Source organism: Sphingomonas sp. (genome assembly GCF_035910975.1).
Taxonomy (GTDB): domain Bacteria; phylum Pseudomonadota; class Alphaproteobacteria; order Sphingomonadales; family Sphingomonadaceae; genus Sphingomonas.
In genome coordinates this window covers 997,318-1,015,378 of sequence record NZ_JAMHWM010000029.1, presented here as the reverse complement: position 1 = coordinate 1,015,378, position 18,061 = coordinate 997,318, and the positions used below count along the sequence as shown (strand labels likewise).

The window sequence follows — 18,061 nt, the reverse complement described above, 5'->3', positions numbered from 1 at the left end:
CGCTCTTGGCGACGACCCGCGATCGCGGTAGCTTCGCGGTCATGCAGCGCCGAATCCTCCCATTCGTCGCCGCCATCGCCGTCACGTTCGCCGCGCAGACCGCGCGCGCCGACTGGCACGAGGCGTCGACCGACCATTTCATCATCTACGCCGACGCCAGCGAAGCGTGGATCCGCGACTATGCCGGCAAGCTCGAACGCTTCGACGCCACGATGCGCAGCATCCGCCGCATCCCGGCCCAGGCGGGGGAGGGCGCCAACCGCGTGGTCGTTTATGTCGTGGAGGACGGCGACGCCGTGCGCCAGCTCTACGCCCGCAACCGGGCCAGTTCGGTCGGCGGCTTCTACATCCCGCGGATCAACGCCGTCGCCTTCGCCCCGCGCGAGGGCGAGGGGCCGCGCGGGCGCAGCGACGGCAACAACACGCTGTTCCATGAATATGTCCATCACCTGATGTGGCGCAACGCGACGATCGCCTATCCGCGCTGGTACAGCGAAGGCTTTGCGGAGGTCTTCTCCACGCCGATGTTCGGCCGTGACGGCAGCGTCGATGTCGGCCGGCCGGCGCATCACCGGGCCTATTCGCTGCTCAACGCGTCGTCGCTGCCGGCGGAAAAGCTGCTGACCGGGGACACCGGCGGAAACGGCGACCTGTTCTACGGCCGCGCCTGGCTGCTGGCGCACATGATGCATTTTGATCCCGCGCGCGCCGGCCAGCTTGCCAAGTATCTGACTTTGGTGTCGAGCGGTACGTCGAGCCTCGACGCAGGGCGCGCCGTGTTCGGCGACATGCGCGCGCTCGACCGGGCGATCGACAATTACATGAGCCGGCCGCTGACCACCGCGACGATCGGTGCCGACAAGGTGAAGCCCGGCCAGATCGCGATACGCGCGCTCCGCCCCGGCGAGGCTGCGATCATGCAGGTCCGCATGTGGTCGGATCGTGGGGTGGACGAAGCGGAGGCGAAGCGCGTGGTGGCCGAAGCGCGTCGCGTCGCTGCATCCTATCCCAATGACCCCGCCGTGCAGGTCGCGCTCGCCGAGGCCGAGTTCGATGCGGGCAACGATACCGAGGCGGAGGCGGCGGCGGACCGCGCCATCGCCGCCGATCCGGAAAATGTCGATGCGCTGCTTTACAAGGGCCAGGTGCTCGTGCGCAGGGCCGGCAAGGACGACAAGGCGAGCGCGGAGACGTGGCGCGCTGCGCGGAGCTGGTACATCAAGGCCGCCGCTGCGCGGCCCGACGCCGCCGAACCGCTTTCGCTGTTCTATGACAGCTACGGCGCGCAGGGCGCCGCTCCGACGGCGAATGCCTCGGCGGCGCTGATGCGGGCGTTCGCCATGGCGCCGCAGGATCGCGGGCTGCGGTTCCAGGCGGCGCGGCAGATGCTCCACGAAGGCCGGACGGCGGAGGCGCGGCGGGCGCTGGTTCCCCTGGCCTTCGATCCGCACGGCCGCGGGCAGAGCAGTTTCGCGGGCAAGCTGGTCAAGATGATCGACGACGGCGAACCTGCCGAAAAGATCGCGGCGGCGCGGCCGGACAAGGGTGAAGGCGAAAGCGACGAGCCTGAGGGCGGCGACAAGAAATAGGGCCGCTCGCGGGCGCCCTTCAGGTCCCCGGCTGGATGTAGGGCGCGCGCGCGAACAGTTCGCGCTGCCACTTGCGTGGATCGTGCTGGACGCGGCTCGTCGCGTCGAAGATCATCGTCGTCCGCGTCTTCAGGTCGTGGCGCGGCCACGGCGCGACACCCGTCCTGGCGAAGGCGACGAACGCATCCTGCATCGCCTTCGACGCGGCGCGCGCATCGGCGCCCGTTCCGGTCTGCGATCCCGCCGCGCCCAGCGTGCCGAACACCAGCGGGATATCGATGGTGTGGAACGCCCCCCGGCGCGGATCGGTGCGGCTGGCGAAATCGCATTGATAGACCCAGGCCGGCACCCCGGCCTTCGACCGCGCCTCCGCCTCGATCACCTGCCCGGGCCAGCTACGGCCGGCGGTGGTCGCGTCGTACATCACCTCCAGTGGCGACCAGCCGGGGAATTTCGCGCGATATTGCGCGACGATCCATTCGGGCGACACGTCGACGCGCAGTTCGGGACCCATGCGTTCGGCGAGGTTGCTCCAGTCGAGCCCGCGCATCTTCGGGCCGTCGGGGTCGATGAATGCGCCCGTCTCGCGCGCGGTGTTGCCGAGCATCAGTGGGATTGCGTTGCCGATCGGGTTGGGATCGGGCCAGAAAGGGTGGCGATCGATCCACGTCATGTCGAGCACCGGCCCCATGTAGACACCGCCGCCCAGGATCGGATCGGTCGCCGCCAGCCCCTCGACCAGCCGCTCGACCGGCAGCGTCAGCAACGGTGACAGGTCGTCGGCCTTCACCCCCAACTTTGCCAGATAGGCCTCGGCACGCCGCGTCGCGTTCATCGGGCCGGACGCGGTCACCTGTTGCCCGCTCATCGTCGCGGCGCGGTGGAATAGCCCGGTCGCCGCCGGCATGCCCATCAGCGTCGCGATCTTGCCGCCGCCGCCCGACTGGCCGAACACCATGACGCGGCCGGGATCGCCACCGAAGCTCGCGATATTGTCGCGCACCCATCTGAGCGCGAGGATCAGGTCGAGCTGGCCCAGGTTACCGCTGTCCGGGAACCGCGGATCGAGCCGCGCGAGATAGAGATAGCCGAGCACGTTGAGCCGGTGGTTGACCGTCACCACCACCGCGTCGCCGCGCGCGGCGATCGGATGGCCATCGTTGAGCGGATCGGCGACGCTGCCGTTCGAATAGGCGCCGCCGTGGAAATAGACCATCACCGGCCGTTTCGCCCGCGCGTCGGGCTCGGCGGTCCAGACGTTGAGGTACAGGCAATCCTCGCTGGCCGGCGCGATCCGGCTGGCCTGCGGGCACGACGGGCCAAAGGCGGTCGCGCGGACGGTTTCGGCAGGCAGGAACGGCGTGGGCGCCCGGAACCGTTCGGCGGTGCCGTAGCGGATGCCGCGAAACACATGGACGCCGGCTTCGACCGTTCCGGTCCAGCGGCGCTGACGGGGCCGGGCGGTGAGGGGAGGGGCTGCCATCGCGGCGAGCCCGGTTGCTACGAAGGTGCGGCGATCCATCGTCTCTCTCCCGCGAACTGCGTATATCCGGACCGACGCGGGCGGGGGTTACCGCCGCACGTCGAAACTTCCGCTAAGAAACGCATCGATATCGGCCTGGCCGAACAGGCTGGCGTCGCCCGGCAGTGAATGCTTGAGCGCGGTGACGGCAAGGCCGGTCTTCGCCACATCCTCCAGCGCCAGCCCACTGCGCAGGCCGTGCAGCACGCCGCTGGCGAAGGCGTCGCCCGCGCCGATGCGATCGACGATGCCGGTGATCGTCGCCTCATCGGTCTGGAAGCCGCGTTCGCGCGTGTCGACGCGCGCTGCGACGCGGTTGCGGTCGGCATCGTCGGCGTGGCGCGCGGTGGATGCGATCACCTGGAGCCTGGGAAATGCCGCGAACGCCGCCAGCGCCGCCTCGCGCCGCCGTTCGGGTCCGTCGCCGGGGAAGTCCTTGCCGAGCAGGAGCGATACGTCGCGGTGGTTGCCGAACAGCACGTCGGCATGGCCGATCAGCATCGTCAGCGTTGCGCGCGGATCGCTGTCCCACGCGTCCCACAACCGCGCGCGATAATTGCCGTCGAACGATATCGGCACGCCCAGACGCGCCGCCGTCTCGGCCGCGGCGATCGCGGCGGCGGTGCCGTTGGGGCCCAGCGCCGGGGTGATGCCCGACAGGTGCAGCCGGTCAGCGCCGGCTAGGATCGCGTCCCAGTCCCACGCATCCGCCGGCGCGGTGGCGAAGGCCGATGCGGCGCGATCGTACAGCACGTCGGTCGCGCGGAAACCGGCGCCGGTGGTGACGTAATAGATGCCCATGCGGCCGTCGCGCCGCTGGATGTGCCGGGTATCGACGCCGTGGCCGCGCAGATGGGTGAGCGCGGCCTCGCCCAGCCCGCCCGGCGGCAGCGCGGTGACCATCGCGGTCTCGTGGCCCAGCCGGGCGAGCTGCGTCGCGACATTCGCCTCGGCCCCGGCCACCCACACGTCGAGGCGCGGGGTCTGGAGCAACAGCTCACGGCCCGGCGGCGACATCCGCAGCATCACCTCGCCGAACGCAACGAACCTGCCCATCTGCCAAATCTCCGTTCGCCCTGAGCGTGTCGAAGGGCCGTTCTTCTAATGCGGGGAAGTGCGGTGCTTCGACAAGGTCGGCACGAGCGGATGTCGCGGACTAGCGCGCCAGCCAGCCCCCGTCGACCGCCAGGATATGCCCCTGCACATAATCCGCCGCGCGGCTGGCGAGGAACACCGCAGCCCCGCCCAGATCGCTCGGATCGCCCCAGCGCCCGGCCGGGATGCGATCGACGATCCCTTTGTTGCGCACTTCGTCGGCCTGCAGCGCCGCGGTGTTGTTGGTCGCGATATAGCCCGGCGCGATCGCGTTGACGTTTACGCCCTTGGTCGCCCATTCGTTCGCCAGCAGCTTGGTAAGCCCGCCGATGCCCGATTTCGATGCGGTGTAGCTGGGCACGCGGATGCCGCCCTGGAATGTCAGCATCGACGCGATGTTGATGATCTTGCCGCCGACGCCCTCTTGCTCATGGCGTGCGATCATGTGCCGCCCCGCCGCCTGGCACAGGAAGAACACCGATTTCAGGTTGGTATCGACGACCGCGTCCCAATCCTCCTCGGTGAAATCGACCGCGTCGGCGCGGCGGATGATCCCCGCATTGTTGACGAGGATGTGCAATCCGCCCAGCTTTTCCACGGTTTCGTCCACAACCCCTTGCACAGGCCCGATCGTGGAGAGATCGGCGGAGACGATCTCCGCGCGGCGGCCCAGCGCGCGGACGCGCTCGACCGTCTCGGTCGCCGCGGAACGGCCGACCGCGGCGATGTCGGCGCCCGCTTCCGCCAGCGCCAGTGCGATCGCCTGCCCGATCCCGGTATTGGCGCCGGTGACGATCGCGACGCGGCCGGAAAGGTCGAAGGGGTTGGTCATCGCCACGGTCACGCCAGCTGGCAGATGTCGAGCACGTTCATGTCGGTATAGTCCTGGTTCTCGCCCGCCATCGCCCAGATGAACGCATAGCTCTTGGTGCCCGCGCCCATGTGGATCGACCACGGCGGGCTGATGACCGCTTCCTCGTTCGCGATCACGATGTGCCGGGTCGCCTCGCCCTCGCCCATGAAATGCATCACGCGGTCGGTGTCGAGATTGTCGAGCTCGAAGTAGAAATAGATCTCGCTGCGGCGCTCGTGGATGTGCGGCGGCATGGTGTTCCACACGCTGCCCGGCTTCAGCACGGTCAACCCCATCACCAGCTGCGCCGAATCGCACACGCCGGGAATGACGAGCTGGAAGATCGTCCGCTCGTTCGATTCCTCCAGGCTGCCGCGTTCCAGCGCGTTGGCGTCGGCGATGCCCAGCTTGCGGGTGGTGAACGCCTTGTGCGCCGGGCACGACGCCAGATAGAAACGCGCGCCGTCGCCGGAAAAGGTCACGTCCTGCGCGCCCATCGTGACGTACAAACAGTCCCGGTTGCCCAGCTCGAAGCTCTCGCCGTCGACCGTCACGGTGCCAGTGACCTTGCCGATATTGACGATCGCCAGCTCGCGGCGCTCGAGGAAGGGGTGGCCCTTGGCCGACGCTGGTTCCTGCTGATCGGGCAGCCTGACCGACCCCGACGCCACCGCGACGCCGCCGATCACGAAGCGGTCGGCATGGGTGTAGTTGAGCACGCACTCACCCTCGCGGAACAGCCCCTGGATCAGGTAACGGTCGCGCAACTCGTCGTTCGAGACGCATTCCATCATGTCGGGATGCGTGGCGTAATAGGTGCGGTCGAACATGGGGCGTAGCCTCTCCGGGAAAATATCGCGCCATCGGTAACCGGTGTCAGGAAAGAACTCAAGCGCGGGTACGATATAGCGGTAGGGCGAGGGCGTGTCGCGTGTGATGCCGACCCCGACTTAGCGCGTTAGAACGGGCGATGGTCTCGATTCCCGCCACGCTGACCGGCCCCTTGCGCCGCCGCATCGTCGGCGAGGTGCGCCGCGCAATCCACGGCAGCGACGCGGTGCCCCGCGCCATCAATCCCGACGATCGCACAGGCCTGTTCGCCGCCGACAGCGTGGTGCGCCGCGTGCACGGCGATCCGGTGAGCATGATGATCGGCGGGGTCGCCGCGCTGCTGCTCCAGATGCTGCATCCAAAGGTACTGGCGGGCGTGTGGGATCATTCGAACTTCCGCGCCGACATGCGCGGCCGGCTGCACCGCACCGCGCGCTTCATCGCGGTGACCACCTATGGCGCGCGCGAGGATGCCGACGCGGCGATTGCGCGGGTGCGGGCCATCCACGCGGCGGTGGCGGGGCGCCTGCCAGATGGCACGCCGTACCGCGCCGACGATCCGCACCTGCTGGCCTGGGTGCATGTCAGCGAGGCGATGATGTTCCTCGCCGCATGGCAACGCTATGGTCGCACGGCGTTGTCGCCGGCGGAGCAGGAAGCCTACTTTGCCGAATTCGCGGCGGTGCCGGTCGCACTCGGCGCCGATCCGGTGCCGCGCAGCCGGGCTGCGGCCGACGCCTTCGTCAGCACCATGCGCCCCGACCTGCGCAGCGACGCCCGCAGCCGCGAGGTCGCCGCGCTGGTACTCGCCCAACCCGCCGCCACCCGCGCCGCCGCTCCGGTCCAGGCGCTGACGTTTCAGGCAGCGGTCGATCTGCTGCCGGACTGGGCTCGGGAGATGCACGGTTTGCGACCCTCGCTTGCCGCGGGCTTGGTTCGATCAGGAGGGCGGGGCCTCGCTACTGCGGTGCGGTGGGCTTTCACCCAGCGATAATGCAATTGCCGGTTGCAGGCTTTTGAGCCGACATGAGACACTCGCGATATGACCGTCGCGCATAATCCCGAGGTACAACCCGCAACGCTGGAGCTTGCCGGCGATCAACCAATCACGATCGGCCGGAAGGATGATCTTCTTGTAGCGATGGAGGGCCTGAGCCGTCTGTTGTCCGGGCAGACCGCCATGCTCACCCGAGGGCCGAAGCGTTACATCAAGGCTGTCCGACATGACGACTTATGGGCGGTTACGACGCGGAACGGCAGTTACTTCACGCTCGCGTCGTTCACAGCGGCGATGACCACGGACTATAGCGATCGCGAGGCGAAGGCCGATCGTGCCGCCGGATCGATTTGGACGCGTATCTGCCGAAGCATCTCCTCGCCAGCGCCCGAACGGTCGCTCAGCACGGCACAGGTGCGAACGCTGTTTGGCGAATTTTTCCTTGGGAAGCGGTTCGGCATACCGCAATCCGGTGCCTGATTTTACGGATCGGTTCGACCCGATCCCCGCCCTCACCCCTTCGGCGCCGCCACGCTTGCCCTGCGGATCAGCGTCGAGACGAACATCGACGGTTCCTCGGCCTCGTCGTCGCCCTCGAGCGCGCCGGCCAGCAGCTTGGCGGCGGCGGCGCGGGCCATCGGGATGATCGGCCAGCGCACGGTGGTGAGCGGCGGCCACATGTGGCTGGCGGTGGCGGTATCGTCGAAGCCGACGATCGACAGGTCGTCGGGCACGCGCAGGCCCCGCTGGCGCGCGGCGTGGACGACGCCGGCCGCCATCTCGTCGTTGGAACTGACGATCGCGGTCGGGCGTGGCGTCACGTCGAGCAGCCGGTCGCCGGCCGCCACCCCGCTCTCGAAACGATAGGTGCCGTCGGCGATCAGGCTGCGCGGCACCTTCAGCCCGGCTTCCTCCATCGCCGCCTCGAAACCCGCGCGGCGTTCGGCCGCCGAGCGGAAGCCGTGCGGCCCCTGCACCAGCCCGATGCGCCGGTGCCCTGCGTCGATCAGATGCTGGGTCGCCCCCTTCACCGCCTCGCGATCGTTGGAGGCGACCATGTGCGCGTCGTCGTCGAGCCGCGCCGATCCCATCCGGACATAGCGCGCGCCGGCCTCGCGGCACACCTGCGCCAGCGCGTCGTTCTCGCTGATCGGCGGCAACAGCATCACGCCGTACAGCCTTTGCTGCTCCAGGAAGCCGCGAATGTCGTCGAGCATCGTCGGGGATCCGCGATCGACGGGCCGCACGACCAGCGCGAACTCGGTGTCGCGGATCGCCTCCAGGATGCCCTGCTGCACGCCCAGCACCATCTGGGCGTTGGGATTGTCGTGAATGAGGCCGATCAGGAAGTTGCGGCGCAGCGCCAGCGCGCGCGCCTGCGGATTGGGGACATAGCCCAGATCCTCGATGACCTTTTCCACCCGCGCGCGCGTCTCGGCGTTCAGCAACGGGGATCGGTTGATGACCCGGCTGACGGTCTTCTTGGAGACGCCGGCGATCCGCGCGACATCGTTGATGGTGGCCTTGCCTGCGCTGCGCATGGATGAAGGTGTAGCCATACAAGCTGCGCCGGGGAAGCGCTTTGGCCCCTTGCCGATGACACCGGTTTCCGTTACGCCCCGCTCAAACAACGCTGGTTCGAGGGGGTTTGCTTGGGAGAGTCCGGATTCGCTGCGGCGCACGCGATCGCACGGGCGTTCGTCGATGCGCGCCGCGCGGGGCAAGCGATCACCGCCTATCCCGGTCCCGCGCCGCAGACGCTGGCCGACGCCTATGCCGTTCAGGACGCCGCGATGGCGCATGACGGCCGCGCGGTCGGCGGGTGGAAGCTTGGGCGGATCAACCCGCCGCACCTCGAACGGCTCGGCGCCAACCGGCTGGCCGGCCCGATCTTCACCGACCAGATTGTCGAGGTCGCCGCCGGCGAATCGGTCGCGATGCCGATCTTCCGCGACGGCTTCGGCGCGGCGGAAGCCGAGTTCCTCCTGCGCATCGGCACCGCGCCGGAAGCGGGCAAGGCCGATTATGATGTCGCGACGGCCACCGCGCTGATCGATGCCGTCCACGCCGGAATCGAGATCGCGTCGTCGCCCTATCCGCGCATCAACGAGGACGGTCCGTCGGTCACCGTATCCGATTACGGCAACAACAACGGGCTGGTGATCGGCGCGGCGATCGCGGGCTGGCGCGATGCCGATCTCAACGCCTGGCCGCTCGAATTCATCATCAATGGCGAGGTGATCGGGACGGGGAAGGGCGCCGACATGCTCGACGGTCCGTTCGGCGCCGCCGCCTTCCTGTTCAACCTGGCGGCGCGGCGCGGCATCGCGCTCGCCCCCGGACAATGGATTTCGAGCGGCGCGGTAACCGGTGTACATCCGGTCGCGATCGGCGACCGCGTGGAGGCGCGGTTCGACGGCCGCTATCCGGTGCTCGCGACAATCACCGGCTGACGCTAGAATTATAAAAATCGGAGAGGGTTTATGGCGGTCAACGAGAGTACGGGGATCGCCGCCACGGCGGTCGCGCGCGTCGGAAAGTATCGATGGTCGATCATCGCGCTGCTGTTCTTCGCGACGACGGTCAACTACATCGACCGCACGATGCTGGGCCTGCTGAAGCCGCAGTTGTCGGGCGAACTCGGCTGGACCGAGAATGATTACGGCAACATCGTCACCGCCTTCCAGGCCGCCTACGCGCTCGGCTTCCTGCTGATGGGCTGGCTGGTCGACCGGTTCGGGCCGAAGATCGGCTACGCGATCGCGATCAGCATCTGGACGGTCGGTCATGTCGCCCACGGCTTCGCATCGTCGGTCGTCGCGTTCATGGCGGCGCGCGTCGTGCTCGGCGTCGGCGAGGCCGGGCATTTCCCCTCGGTCGTGCGCGCCAGCTCCGAATGGTTCCCGCAGAAGGAACGCGCCTATGCGATCGGCTGGGTCAATTCGGCGACCACCATCGGTGTGATCCTGACGGCGCCGACTTTGTGGATCTTCATGACCTGGATGGGTTTCGGCTGGCGCGAGACCTTCATCTACACCGGCATCTTCGGCGTCGTGCTGCTCGCCTTATGGCTGTGGTGGTACAAGAACCCGCGCGACGCGAACTGCGCGGTCAGCGACGGCGAACTCGCCTGGATCGAACATGACCCGCCCGAGGCGATCGAGAAGATCGGCTGGGGCCGCGTGGTGCGCAAGCGCGAGGCCTGGGCGTTCGCCTCCGCCAAGTTTCTCACCGATCCGGTGTGGTTCCTGATGCTGTTCTGGCTGCCCAGCTATTTCACGACCACCTATGATGTCGATCTGAAGGTCGTGCTGCTGCCGATGATCGTCATGTACCTGTTGTCCGATGTCGGCAGCATCGCCGGGGGCTGGATGTCGTCGAAACTTATCGAGCGCGGGCGCACCCCCAATTTCGCGCGCAAGGTGACGATGCTGCTGGCCGGCTGCTGCGTGCTGCCGCTGCTGTTCGTGACCGGCCTCGACAACATGTGGGTCGCGGTCGTGCTGATCGGCATCGCGCTCGCCGGGCACCAGGCCTTCTCGTCCAACCTGCTGAGCCTGCCGCCGGACATGTTCCCGAAGCGCGCGGTGGGCTCGGTGATCGGCCTGGGCGGCTTCGCCGGCGGCGTCGGCGGCATGATAATGGCGAAATCGACCGGCCTGGTGCTCGACGCGACGAAGGGCAACTACACGATGATCTTCGCGGCCTGCACCGTCACCTATTTCATCGCGGTCGCGGTCATCCACCTGCTCAGCCCGAAACTGACGCGCATCGAGGTGGCGTAATCGGGCCGTGCTCCCGCGCAGGCGGGAGCCTAGGGCTTCGTGCCGTTTCGCTCGTGGCTCTGGGCTCCCGCCTGCGCGGGAGCACGAAAGGGATCAGTCCTCCAGGATCCGGCTGTGGTCCCTGGTGTCGCGCATCTTGAGGTACGTCACCAGCGACACACCGATCATGCCCGTCACATACCAGTAGAAGCCCTGTTCCCAGCCGCCGCGCTTGAACCACAGGGCGACATATTCGGCCGTCCCGCCGAACAGCGCGTTGGCGATCGCATAGGGCAGGGCGACGCCCAGCGCGCGGATGTGGGCGGGGAACATTTCCGCCTTCACCACCGCGTTGATCGACGTATAGCCCGTCACCACCACCAGCGCGCCGAGCATCAGCGCGAAGGCGGCATAGGGGCTGCGGACCCCCTCCAGCGTCGAGAAGATCGGGTAGGTCAGCAGCACGCCGAGCACCCCGAACGACACCATCAGCGGCTTGCGCCCGATTCGGTCGGAAAGCGCGCCTGCCAGCGGCTGGAGCAGCATGAAAACGAACAGCGCGGCGGCGTTCACCTGCGTCGCCGTCTCGACGTCGAAGCCGGATGTGTTGACCAGGAATTTCTGGAGGTAGATCGAATAGGCGTAGAATGCGAGCGTGCCCCCGGCCGTCAGCAGCATGACGGTGAACGCCTCGCGCGGATGTTCGCGGAACAGCGCGCCGAAGCTTGATGTGCCGCCCGCTTCCTTCTTCGCGAAGCTCTCGGTCTCGACAATGCGGCGCCGGATCCAGAACACCACCACCGCCAGCACCGCGCCGACGACGAACGGGATGCGCCAGCCCCAGTTGGAAAGCGCCGCGTCGCTCATCACGGTCTTGAGCAGCAACAGCATGAGCAGCGCGATGAGCTGGCCGGAGATCAGCGTGACATATTGGAACGACGAGAAGAACCCGCGATGGTTCTTGCCCGCCATCTCCGACAGATACGTCGCGCTCGCGCCATATTCGCCGCCCACCGACAGGCCCTGCATCAGCCGCGCGATCACCAGCAGCATCGGCGCGACCATGCCCGCCTGCTGGTAACTCGGCGCCACCGCGATCAGCAGCGATCCCGCGCACATCAGGCTTACCGACAGCGTCAGGCCCGCCTTGCGTCCGTGGCGGTCGGCATAGATGCCCATCAGCCACCCGCCGATCGGCCGCATCAGGAAACCGACCGCGAACACGCCCGCGGTGTTGAGCAGCTGCGCGGTCGTATCGCCCTTGGGAAAGAAATGCGGCGCGAAGATCAGCGCGAACGCCGAATAGGCGTACCAGTCATACCATTCGACCAGATTGCCCGCCGAACCGCCGATGATTGACCGCAACCGGTGCGCGCGCGTGGGTGCCTGCGTCGTCATCGATCCTCCCCGGTCAGGCGGCCACGGTTACGGGTGATGGCCGGGTACGGCAATCCTCTCCGGCGGGAGCCGAGCCCGGTGCCCCGGTCGCCCGGCTGGGTGAGGGGGCCCGCGCTCGAGGCGCTTGAACGCGCGGTCAGGTCCCGGTTGCCATCGACGATCGACCGGCGCGTGGCGAGGTCCAGGGCTGGGCTTTCCGGCCGGAGCATGGGAATGGCGTTGCCGGCGATTCGTATCGGCCGCGTTACACGCCCGCAATGCGGTGTAGTGTGCGCACATCGTGGTTTTTGAGTAACGGTGCGTGATGATCGACTGGGTGGCGGAGCAATATCGCCTGTTCATAATGTGGATCGGCGATGGCACCGGGCTTCCCGATACGGTGCTGCACATCCACGCGGGGCTAGCGGTGCTGATGCTCGCCCGAATCGTCACGCGCCGGTCGCTCGGATCGATCGTTCCGTGGTCGATCGTGCTCGCCGCCGAACTCGGCAACGAGGTGATGGACCGCATCATCTACGGCTCATGGCGGTGGGACGATACGATCAACGACATCGCCCACACGATGTTCTGGCCGACGGTGATCTGCCTTGGCGTCCGGTTCCGCCCGCTGATCGCGGCGCGCAAGGGGGATGGCACGGCCCCTGAGGATGTGTCGCGGCAAATCGCCGGGTCCGGGTTGAAATGACGGACACCTGCTGCTAGTGCGCCCGGCACTTGCCGGCGCGGACGCTGTTCGCGGCGCCGCATCTCTATTGACCGGAGCTTTTGGATTTTATGCAGATCATCGTTCGCGACAACAACGTCGACCAGGCCCTTCGCGCGCTCAAGAAGAAGCTGCAGCGCGAGGGCGTGTATCGCGAGATGAAGCTGCGCCGCCACTATGAGAAGCCCAGCGAGAAGCGCGCGCGCGAGCGTGCCGCCGCGGTCCGCCGCGCCCGCAAGCTGGAGCGCAAGCGCATGGAGCGTGACGGCGCCAAGTAAGCGCCGTGCGACTCGCCCCGCCGCCTTGCGCGGGGCAAGTCTCAACTTTCTCAACTTACGGTGCGGCTGAGCGGTCGTGCCGAGCAGCACTGGACCCGCCATGTCGTCGGTCACCGCCGTTCCGATTCAGCCGGTCAAGCGCCGCTACATCACCTATCTGGTCATCGGGCTGCTGCTCGCCGTCGTCGGCGCGGCGGCGCTCGCGTGGCAGGCGCCGGTCGATTTCCTGGCTGGCAACGCGAAGAAGCCCGGCGTCGTCACTACGGCTTCGGGGCTCCAGTATCAGGTCATCACGCCGGGTGCCGGCGCGAAGCCGACCGAAACCGACGTCGCGCTGATCAACTATGTCGGCAAGCTCACCGACGGCACGGTGTTCGACCAGAGCCAGCAGCCGACCCCGCTTCCGGTCGCGGGGGTCGTGCCGGGCTTTTCCGAGGCGCTGAAGCTGATGCCGAAGGGCGCCAAGTACCGCGTCTGGATCAAGCCCGAACTGGGCTATGGCGACAAGGATTCGGGGCCGATCCCGGCCAATTCGGTGCTCGATTTCGAGATCGAACTGCTCGATTTCCTGCCCGAATCAGTGATTCGCCAGATGCAGATGCAACAGATGCAGCAGGGCGGAATGCCGGGTGGCATGCCAGGCGGCGCGCCGGCTCCGGCCCCCCCGCCGGGGCGCTGATCGCCGGCATGTCCGGCACCGGCGGGGTCTCGTCGCCGCACAAGCCTTTCTGGATCGGCGTGCTGGTCGGTGCGCTGGCGATGGCGGCGCTGTTCACCGCGGTGTCGATGTTCCGCGCTTCGCCCGCCGCGGCCAGCGCCTTCCTCGCCAAGAATCGCCATGCCGAAGGGGTTCGTGAAACTGCCTCGGGCCTGCAATACAAGGTGCTGATGGCCGGAGCCGGAGCGCGGCCCACCGATGCCGATGTCGCCGTCGTCACCTATCGCGGCACGCTTGTCGACGGGACGGCCTTCGACGAAAGCCGCCGGCCCGTGCCGATGCCGGTGGCGGGCGTCATCCCCGGCTTCGCCGAAGGGCTGAAGCTGATGCAGACGGGCGCGCGCTATCGGCTGTGGATCGGCCCGGATCTCGGCTACGGTTCCCGCGCCACCGGCCCGATCCCGGCGCATTCCGTGCTGGTGTTCGATGTCGATCTGGTCGCCGTCCAGCGCGCGACCCCAAATCTCGAAGGTCGCCCGCGCTGATCGCGTGGACGTCGAGGGTAATCGCATGCGTATTCTGGTCCTGATCAGCAACATGAGCGGGGGCGGCGCCGAACGGGTGGCGGCCTTGCTCTGCAATCAATGGAGCCGGGCGGGCCATTCGGTCGTCCTGACCCCGACCTTTCTGGGACCGAAGGAGAGTGTCTATCCGCTCGACCCAGCCGTCGAGGTGCTCCATCTCGTCGACCGGGCAGGGTCGGGTTGGCGGCGCGGGCGCCTCGGCCGCCTCGTCAGTTTGCGAACGCTGGTTCAGGACGTGGCGCCCGATGTGGTGGTGTCGTTCCTGTACAATGTGAACGTGTCGGTCCTGATGGCGACGATCGGGATGAAGGTGCCCGTCGTCGTCGCGGAATGCAGCTATCCGCCGAACGAGCCGACACCTTCCATGCTGGGGCGCCTGCGGCGCTGGGCCTATCCGCGAGCCTCCCGCACCGTGATGCAGACCGAACGTGGCCTGCAATGGTTGCGAAGCGAGATTCCCGCTGCCCGGGGGACGGTGCTGATAAACGGCATCGAACTGCCGATTCCCGCGTCGCCGCCTGCCGTAAATCCGGACACAGTCGTCCGGCAGGGCGCCAAACTTCTGCTCGGTGTCGGCCGGCTCGACGCGCTGAAGAATTTCGCTCTGCTGATCGAAAGTTTCGCGCGGCTGGCAGATCGCCATCCCCAATGGACCCTGGCGATCCTGGGAAGCGGCGTGGAGCGGGAAAACCTCGAAAGGCAGGTCGAAACGCTGGGGATGAGCGGTCGCATCCACATTGTCGGGCGCGCGGGCAATCTCCACGACTGGTACGCGCGGGCCGACGCATTCGCGACGACATCGTTGCTCGAAGGCTTCCCCAACAGCCTTCTGGAGGCGTTGTGTTACGGACTGCCCGCCGCGGCCCTCGATTGCCCCACCGGCCCGGCCGAACTGATCCGAGACGGGGTGAACGGCGTCCTGCTGCCGCTTAACAGCGATGCGGGCCACTATGCCGCCGGCCTGGAGCGGGTGCTTGAGCCTGACATGCCGCAGCTTGAGGTGGAGCGGGACGCGTTGCGGGCGAAATGCGCGATCGAGACCGTCGCCCGGCAATGGGTGGCCCTGTTCGAATCAGTGCAAACTGGCGCCGTCCGGGGCCCGCAAGGCTAAAGCGACCAATAGTCTATCCCGTCGCCGGTCGTCGCAGCTGTCGGCGCGGCATTCTTCATGTCGGCGAGCAGCCCGCCCGGCTTGACCAGCCCGGCCAGCCCGGATGCGCCCAGGTCGCGATATGCGTCATGGGCGACGGCAAGGACGACAAGGTCGTAGCGGCGATCGAGTGCCGATGCGTCGAGATCGAGGCCGTATTCGTGCGCCGCTTCGCCCGCGTCGGCCAGCGGATCATGGACGGTCACATCGTGCCCGCGCGCCTTCAGCCCGGCGATCAGGTCTGCAACCTTGCTGTTGCGCAGATCCGGCACGTCCTCCTTGAACGTCAGCCCCAGGACAAGTGCGGTGCCGGCGCTTCCGGCGCGGTCGTGGATCGCTCCGGCAACCCAGTCCGCCATGGTGTCGTTGGTTTCGCGGCCGGCCAGGATTACCTGCGGGTGATAGCCCATCTGCTCGGACAGGTGGCTGAGGTAGAAGGGGTCCACCCCGATGCAATGCCCCCCCACCAGCCCGGGCTGGAACGGAAGGAAGTTCCACTTGGTTCGTGCCGCGGCGAGCACGTCCCAGATCGACAGGTCGACCCGCGCGAAGATGCGCGTGATCTCGTTCATGAAGGCGATGTTGATGTCGCGCTGGGCGTTCTCGATCACCTTGGCGGCCTCCGCGGCCTTGATCGACGCGGCCCGGAACACGCCGCCCGTCGTGACCGCGCCATAGAGGGCGGACAGCCGGTCGAGCACCTCGGGCGTCTGTCCCGCCACCACCTTGGTAATGCGATCGACGGTATGTTCGCGGTCGCCCGGATTGATCCGCTCGGGCGAGTAGCCGAGAAAGAAGTCGCGGCCACAGACAAGGCCGGTTTCCTCTTCGATCAATGGCCCGCAGATGTCTTCCGTCACGCCCGGATAGACGGTGCTTTCGTAGACGACGATCGGCTTGCGCGTCGGGTCAATCATCGCGGCGACGGTGCGCGTGGCCGCGCGCACGATCGTCAGGTCCGGCGTGTTGTCGGCGGTGACGGGTGTCGGGACAGTCACGATGAGGATGTCGGCGGGGGGGCAATCGGTGGGCTGGCTCGTCAGCCGCAGCGTGGATGCGTTCAATCGATCGGTATCGATCTCGCCGGTCCTGTCATGTCCGGTCCGCAACTCCTCGATGCGCGCGCGGTCGACGTCGAAACCCCACACCTCATGCGTGCGTGCCAGCGCGACCGCCAGCGGCAATCCTACATAGCCCAGTCCGACGACGACGACCTTGTCGTTATGCATCGCCCCGAAATCCTTGTTAAACCTGTTCAGTGTCTGCCGCTGTCGGTCGCGGCCGCCAATCTCAGCCCTTGCCGACGCCGCTCAATTTCAGGCCGGCGCGCGCGGCCTCCTCGGGCGGGTAGATATTGCGCAGATCGACCAGCACCGGATCGTTCATCGATCGGGCGATGCGGCCGAGGTCCAGCGCGCGGAACGCATCCCATTCGGTCACGATCACCAGCGCATCGGCGCCGTCCGCGGCGGCATAGGGACTGGCGGAGAACTCGACGTCGGTCAGCAGGGGGCGCGCCTGTTCGAACCCTTCCGGATCATAAGCCTTTACCGTGGCCCCGGCATCCTGCAGCGCCTGGATCAGCGCCAGGCTGGGCGCGTCGCGCATGTCGTCGGTGTCGGGCTTGAAGGTCAGGCCCAGCACGCCGACGGTCTTGCCCCGCGCCTCGCCGCCCATCGCCTTGATGACCTTGCGGCCCATCGCCCGCTTGCGCGCGTCGTTGACCTGCACGGTCGCCTCGACGATGCGCAGCGGCACCTCGTTGTCGGCCGCCGTCTTGAGCAGCGCCAGCGTATCCTTCGGGAAGCACGATCCGCCATAGCCCGGCCCGGCGTTCAGGAACTTCGCGCCGATGCGCGTGTCCAGTCCGATGCCGCGCGCCACTTCCTGCACGTCGCCGCCGACGCTCTCGCACAGGTCCGCGATCTCGTTGATGAAGGTGATCTTCACCGCCAGGAAGGCGTTGGCGGCGTATTTTATCATCTCCGCCGTGCGGCGGCCGGTGAACAGGATCGGCACCGAGCGATTGGTCGTCAACGGGCGGTAGATTTCCGACAGCACACGGCGCGATTCGTCGCTCTCGACGCCGCACACCACGCGGTCGGGCCGCTTGAAATCCTCTATCGCGGCGCCCTCGCGCAGGAACTCGGGGTTGCTGGCGACGGTGGCGCCCTTGTCCGGCGCGACTTCGGCCAGGATCCGCTCGACCTCGTCACCGGTGCCGACCGGCACGGTCGATTTGGTGACGATCACGGCGGGTTTTGTCAGCGCCTGGGCCACCTCGGTCACGGCGGCGAAGACATAGGTCAGGTCGGCATGGCCATCGCCGCGGCGCGAGGGCGTGCCGACCGCGATGAACACCGCATCGGCATCCTTCACACCCTCTGTCAGGTCGGTCGTGAACGACAGGCGTCCGGCGCGCACATTCGCCCCGACCAGTTCGGCAAGGCCGGGCTCGTAGATCGGCATGACGCCCTGATGCAGGGCCTCGATCTTTGCCGCGTCCTTGTCGACGCACACCACTTCGTGCCCGAAATCCGAAAAACAGGCGCCAGAAACCAGGCCGACATAGCCCGTTCCGATCATCGCGATACGCAAAGGTCTGTCCTCGAGAAATCAATCGTCACGGCGCCTTAGGG

The 18,061-nt window shown here is 67.4% G+C and carries 18 protein-coding genes; 10 read left to right on the top strand and 8 right to left on the bottom strand.

The genetic code is table 11. The features are described from left to right. Nucleotides 1–41 precede the first annotated feature (41 nt). Nucleotides 42–1,589, top strand: a complete 1,548-nt coding sequence (locus VYI76_RS11305; RefSeq protein ID WP_326524846.1) for a tetratricopeptide repeat protein — start codon at nt 42–44, stop codon at nt 1,587–1,589. 19 nt (nt 1,590–1,608) lie between these two features. On the opposite strand, the gene VYI76_RS11300 is transcribed toward VYI76_RS11305, so the two are convergent. The 4 genes from VYI76_RS11300 to kduI form a co-directional block, all read right to left on the bottom strand. Beyond that, on the bottom strand, nt 1,609–3,111 hold the full coding sequence (locus tag VYI76_RS11300; protein ID WP_443018929.1) for a carboxylesterase/lipase family protein: 1,503 nt from the start codon (nt 3,109–3,111) through the stop codon (nt 1,609–1,611). Between the two features lie 48 nt (nt 3,112–3,159). Further along, nucleotides 3,160–4,167, bottom strand: coding sequence for a sugar kinase (locus tag VYI76_RS11295; protein ID WP_326524845.1), 1,008 nt, complete (start codon nt 4,165–4,167; stop codon nt 3,160–3,162). 100 nt (nt 4,168–4,267) lie between these two features. Continuing rightward, nucleotides 4,268–5,038: a 2-dehydro-3-deoxy-D-gluconate 5-dehydrogenase KduD gene (gene kduD, locus VYI76_RS11290; protein WP_326525097.1), complete on the bottom strand. Its 771-nt coding sequence runs from the start codon at nt 5,036–5,038 to the stop codon at nt 4,268–4,270. An 8-nt stretch (nt 5,039–5,046) separates the two neighbouring features. Continuing rightward, nucleotides 5,047–5,889, bottom strand: a complete 843-nt coding sequence (gene kduI, locus VYI76_RS11285) for a 5-dehydro-4-deoxy-D-glucuronate isomerase (protein ID WP_326524844.1) — start codon at nt 5,887–5,889, stop codon at nt 5,047–5,049. A 140-nt stretch (nt 5,890–6,029) separates the two neighbouring features. Here kduI and VYI76_RS11280 point away from each other — a divergent pair, with 140 nt between their 5' ends. Together VYI76_RS11280 and VYI76_RS11275 are read left to right on the top strand one after the other, a co-directional pair. Beyond that, nucleotides 6,030–6,884: an oxygenase MpaB family protein gene (locus tag VYI76_RS11280; RefSeq protein ID WP_326524843.1), complete on the top strand. Its 855-nt coding sequence runs from the start codon at nt 6,030–6,032 to the stop codon at nt 6,882–6,884. A gap of 48 nt (nt 6,885–6,932) precedes the next feature. Then, a complete protein-coding gene (locus VYI76_RS11275) occupies nt 6,933–7,367 on the top strand; it encodes a hypothetical protein (protein ID WP_326524842.1) in 435 nt (144 codons plus the stop codon). A 32-nt stretch (nt 7,368–7,399) separates the two neighbouring features. Here VYI76_RS11275 and VYI76_RS11270 read toward each other — a convergent pair whose 3' ends face one another. Continuing rightward, on the bottom strand, nt 7,400–8,428 hold the full coding sequence (locus tag VYI76_RS11270; protein ID WP_326524841.1) for a LacI family DNA-binding transcriptional regulator: 1,029 nt from the start codon (nt 8,426–8,428) through the stop codon (nt 7,400–7,402). A 111-nt stretch (nt 8,429–8,539) separates the two neighbouring features. Between VYI76_RS11270 and VYI76_RS11265 the strand changes: the two genes are divergently transcribed. Both VYI76_RS11265 and VYI76_RS11260 read left to right on the top strand, forming a co-directional pair. Further along, nucleotides 8,540–9,340, top strand: a complete 801-nt coding sequence (locus VYI76_RS11265; RefSeq protein WP_326524840.1) for a 2-keto-4-pentenoate hydratase — start codon at nt 8,540–8,542, stop codon at nt 9,338–9,340. A 30-nt stretch (nt 9,341–9,370) separates the two neighbouring features. After that, nucleotides 9,371–10,672, top strand: a complete 1,302-nt coding sequence (locus tag VYI76_RS11260; RefSeq protein WP_326524839.1) for an MFS transporter — start codon at nt 9,371–9,373, stop codon at nt 10,670–10,672. Between the two features lie 93 nt (nt 10,673–10,765). Here VYI76_RS11260 and VYI76_RS11255 read toward each other — a convergent pair whose 3' ends face one another. After that, nucleotides 10,766–12,049, bottom strand: coding sequence for an MFS transporter (locus VYI76_RS11255; RefSeq protein ID WP_326524838.1), 1,284 nt, complete (start codon nt 12,047–12,049; stop codon nt 10,766–10,768). 304 nt (nt 12,050–12,353) lie between these two features. Between VYI76_RS11255 and VYI76_RS11250 the strand changes: the two genes are divergently transcribed. The 5 genes from VYI76_RS11250 (at nt 12,354) to VYI76_RS11230 (ending at nt 15,383) form a co-directional block, all read left to right on the top strand. Further along, nucleotides 12,354–12,734, top strand: coding sequence for a hypothetical protein (locus VYI76_RS11250; RefSeq protein WP_326524837.1), 381 nt, complete (start codon nt 12,354–12,356; stop codon nt 12,732–12,734). An 89-nt stretch (nt 12,735–12,823) separates the two neighbouring features. Further along, a complete protein-coding gene (rpsU, locus tag VYI76_RS11245; protein ID WP_056428702.1) occupies nt 12,824–13,030 on the top strand; it encodes a 30S ribosomal protein S21 in 207 nt (68 codons plus the stop codon). Nucleotides 13,031–13,130: 100 nt separating this feature from the next. Continuing rightward, entirely contained in the window at nt 13,131–13,709 is a 579-nt protein-coding gene (locus tag VYI76_RS11240; RefSeq protein ID WP_326524836.1) for an FKBP-type peptidyl-prolyl cis-trans isomerase, read from the top strand. An 8-nt stretch (nt 13,710–13,717) separates the two neighbouring features. Next, on the top strand, nt 13,718–14,233 hold the full coding sequence (locus VYI76_RS11235) for an FKBP-type peptidyl-prolyl cis-trans isomerase (protein WP_443018928.1): 516 nt from the start codon (nt 13,718–13,720) through the stop codon (nt 14,231–14,233). A 25-nt stretch (nt 14,234–14,258) separates the two neighbouring features. Beyond that, nucleotides 14,259–15,383: a glycosyltransferase gene (locus VYI76_RS11230; protein WP_326524835.1), complete on the top strand. Its 1,125-nt coding sequence runs from the start codon at nt 14,259–14,261 to the stop codon at nt 15,381–15,383. Here the strand turns inward: VYI76_RS11230 and VYI76_RS11225 are convergent. After that, complete coding sequence (locus VYI76_RS11225) at nt 15,380–16,651, bottom strand: nucleotide sugar dehydrogenase (RefSeq protein ID WP_326524834.1); 1,272 nt, start codon at nt 16,649–16,651, stop codon at nt 15,380–15,382. The genes VYI76_RS11230 and VYI76_RS11225 overlap by 4 nt on opposite strands. A 61-nt stretch (nt 16,652–16,712) precedes the next feature. Then, complete coding sequence (locus VYI76_RS11220) at nt 16,713–18,020, bottom strand: UDP-glucose dehydrogenase family protein (RefSeq protein ID WP_326524833.1); 1,308 nt, start codon at nt 18,018–18,020, stop codon at nt 16,713–16,715. Between the last annotated feature and the right edge of the window lie 41 nt (nt 18,021–18,061).

Coding starts and splice junctions, on each gene's coding strand:
- rpsU (WP_056428702.1), top strand. CDS start 12,824: ATGCAGATCATCGTTCGCGACAACAACGTCGACCAGGCCCTTCGCGCG.
- VYI76_RS11225 (WP_326524834.1), bottom strand. CDS start 16,651: ATGCATAACGACAAGGTCGTCGTCGTCGGACTGGGCTATGTAGGATTG.
- kduD (WP_326525097.1), bottom strand. CDS start 5,038: ATGACCAACCCCTTCGACCTTTCCGGCCGCGTCGCGATCGTCACCGGC.
- VYI76_RS11255 (WP_326524838.1), bottom strand. CDS start 12,049: ATGACGACGCAGGCACCCACGCGCGCGCACCGGTTGCGGTCAATCATC.
- kduI (WP_326524844.1), bottom strand. CDS start 5,889: ATGTTCGACCGCACCTATTACGCCACGCATCCCGACATGATGGAATGC.
- VYI76_RS11280 (WP_326524843.1), top strand. CDS start 6,030: ATGGTCTCGATTCCCGCCACGCTGACCGGCCCCTTGCGCCGCCGCATC.
- VYI76_RS11305 (WP_326524846.1), top strand. CDS start 42: ATGCAGCGCCGAATCCTCCCATTCGTCGCCGCCATCGCCGTCACGTTC.
- VYI76_RS11235 (WP_443018928.1), top strand. CDS start 13,718: ATGTCCGGCACCGGCGGGGTCTCGTCGCCGCACAAGCCTTTCTGGATC.
- VYI76_RS11275 (WP_326524842.1), top strand. CDS start 6,933: ATGACCGTCGCGCATAATCCCGAGGTACAACCCGCAACGCTGGAGCTT.
- VYI76_RS11300 (WP_443018929.1), bottom strand. CDS start 3,111: ATGGATCGCCGCACCTTCGTAGCAACCGGGCTCGCCGCGATGGCAGCC.
- VYI76_RS11295 (WP_326524845.1), bottom strand. CDS start 4,167: ATGGGCAGGTTCGTTGCGTTCGGCGAGGTGATGCTGCGGATGTCGCCG.
- VYI76_RS11230 (WP_326524835.1), top strand. CDS start 14,259: ATGCGTATTCTGGTCCTGATCAGCAACATGAGCGGGGGCGGCGCCGAA.
- VYI76_RS11270 (WP_326524841.1), bottom strand. CDS start 8,428: ATGCGCAGCGCAGGCAAGGCCACCATCAACGATGTCGCGCGGATCGCC.
- VYI76_RS11240 (WP_326524836.1), top strand. CDS start 13,131: ATGTCGTCGGTCACCGCCGTTCCGATTCAGCCGGTCAAGCGCCGCTAC.
- VYI76_RS11250 (WP_326524837.1), top strand. CDS start 12,354: ATGATCGACTGGGTGGCGGAGCAATATCGCCTGTTCATAATGTGGATC.
- VYI76_RS11260 (WP_326524839.1), top strand. CDS start 9,371: ATGGCGGTCAACGAGAGTACGGGGATCGCCGCCACGGCGGTCGCGCGC.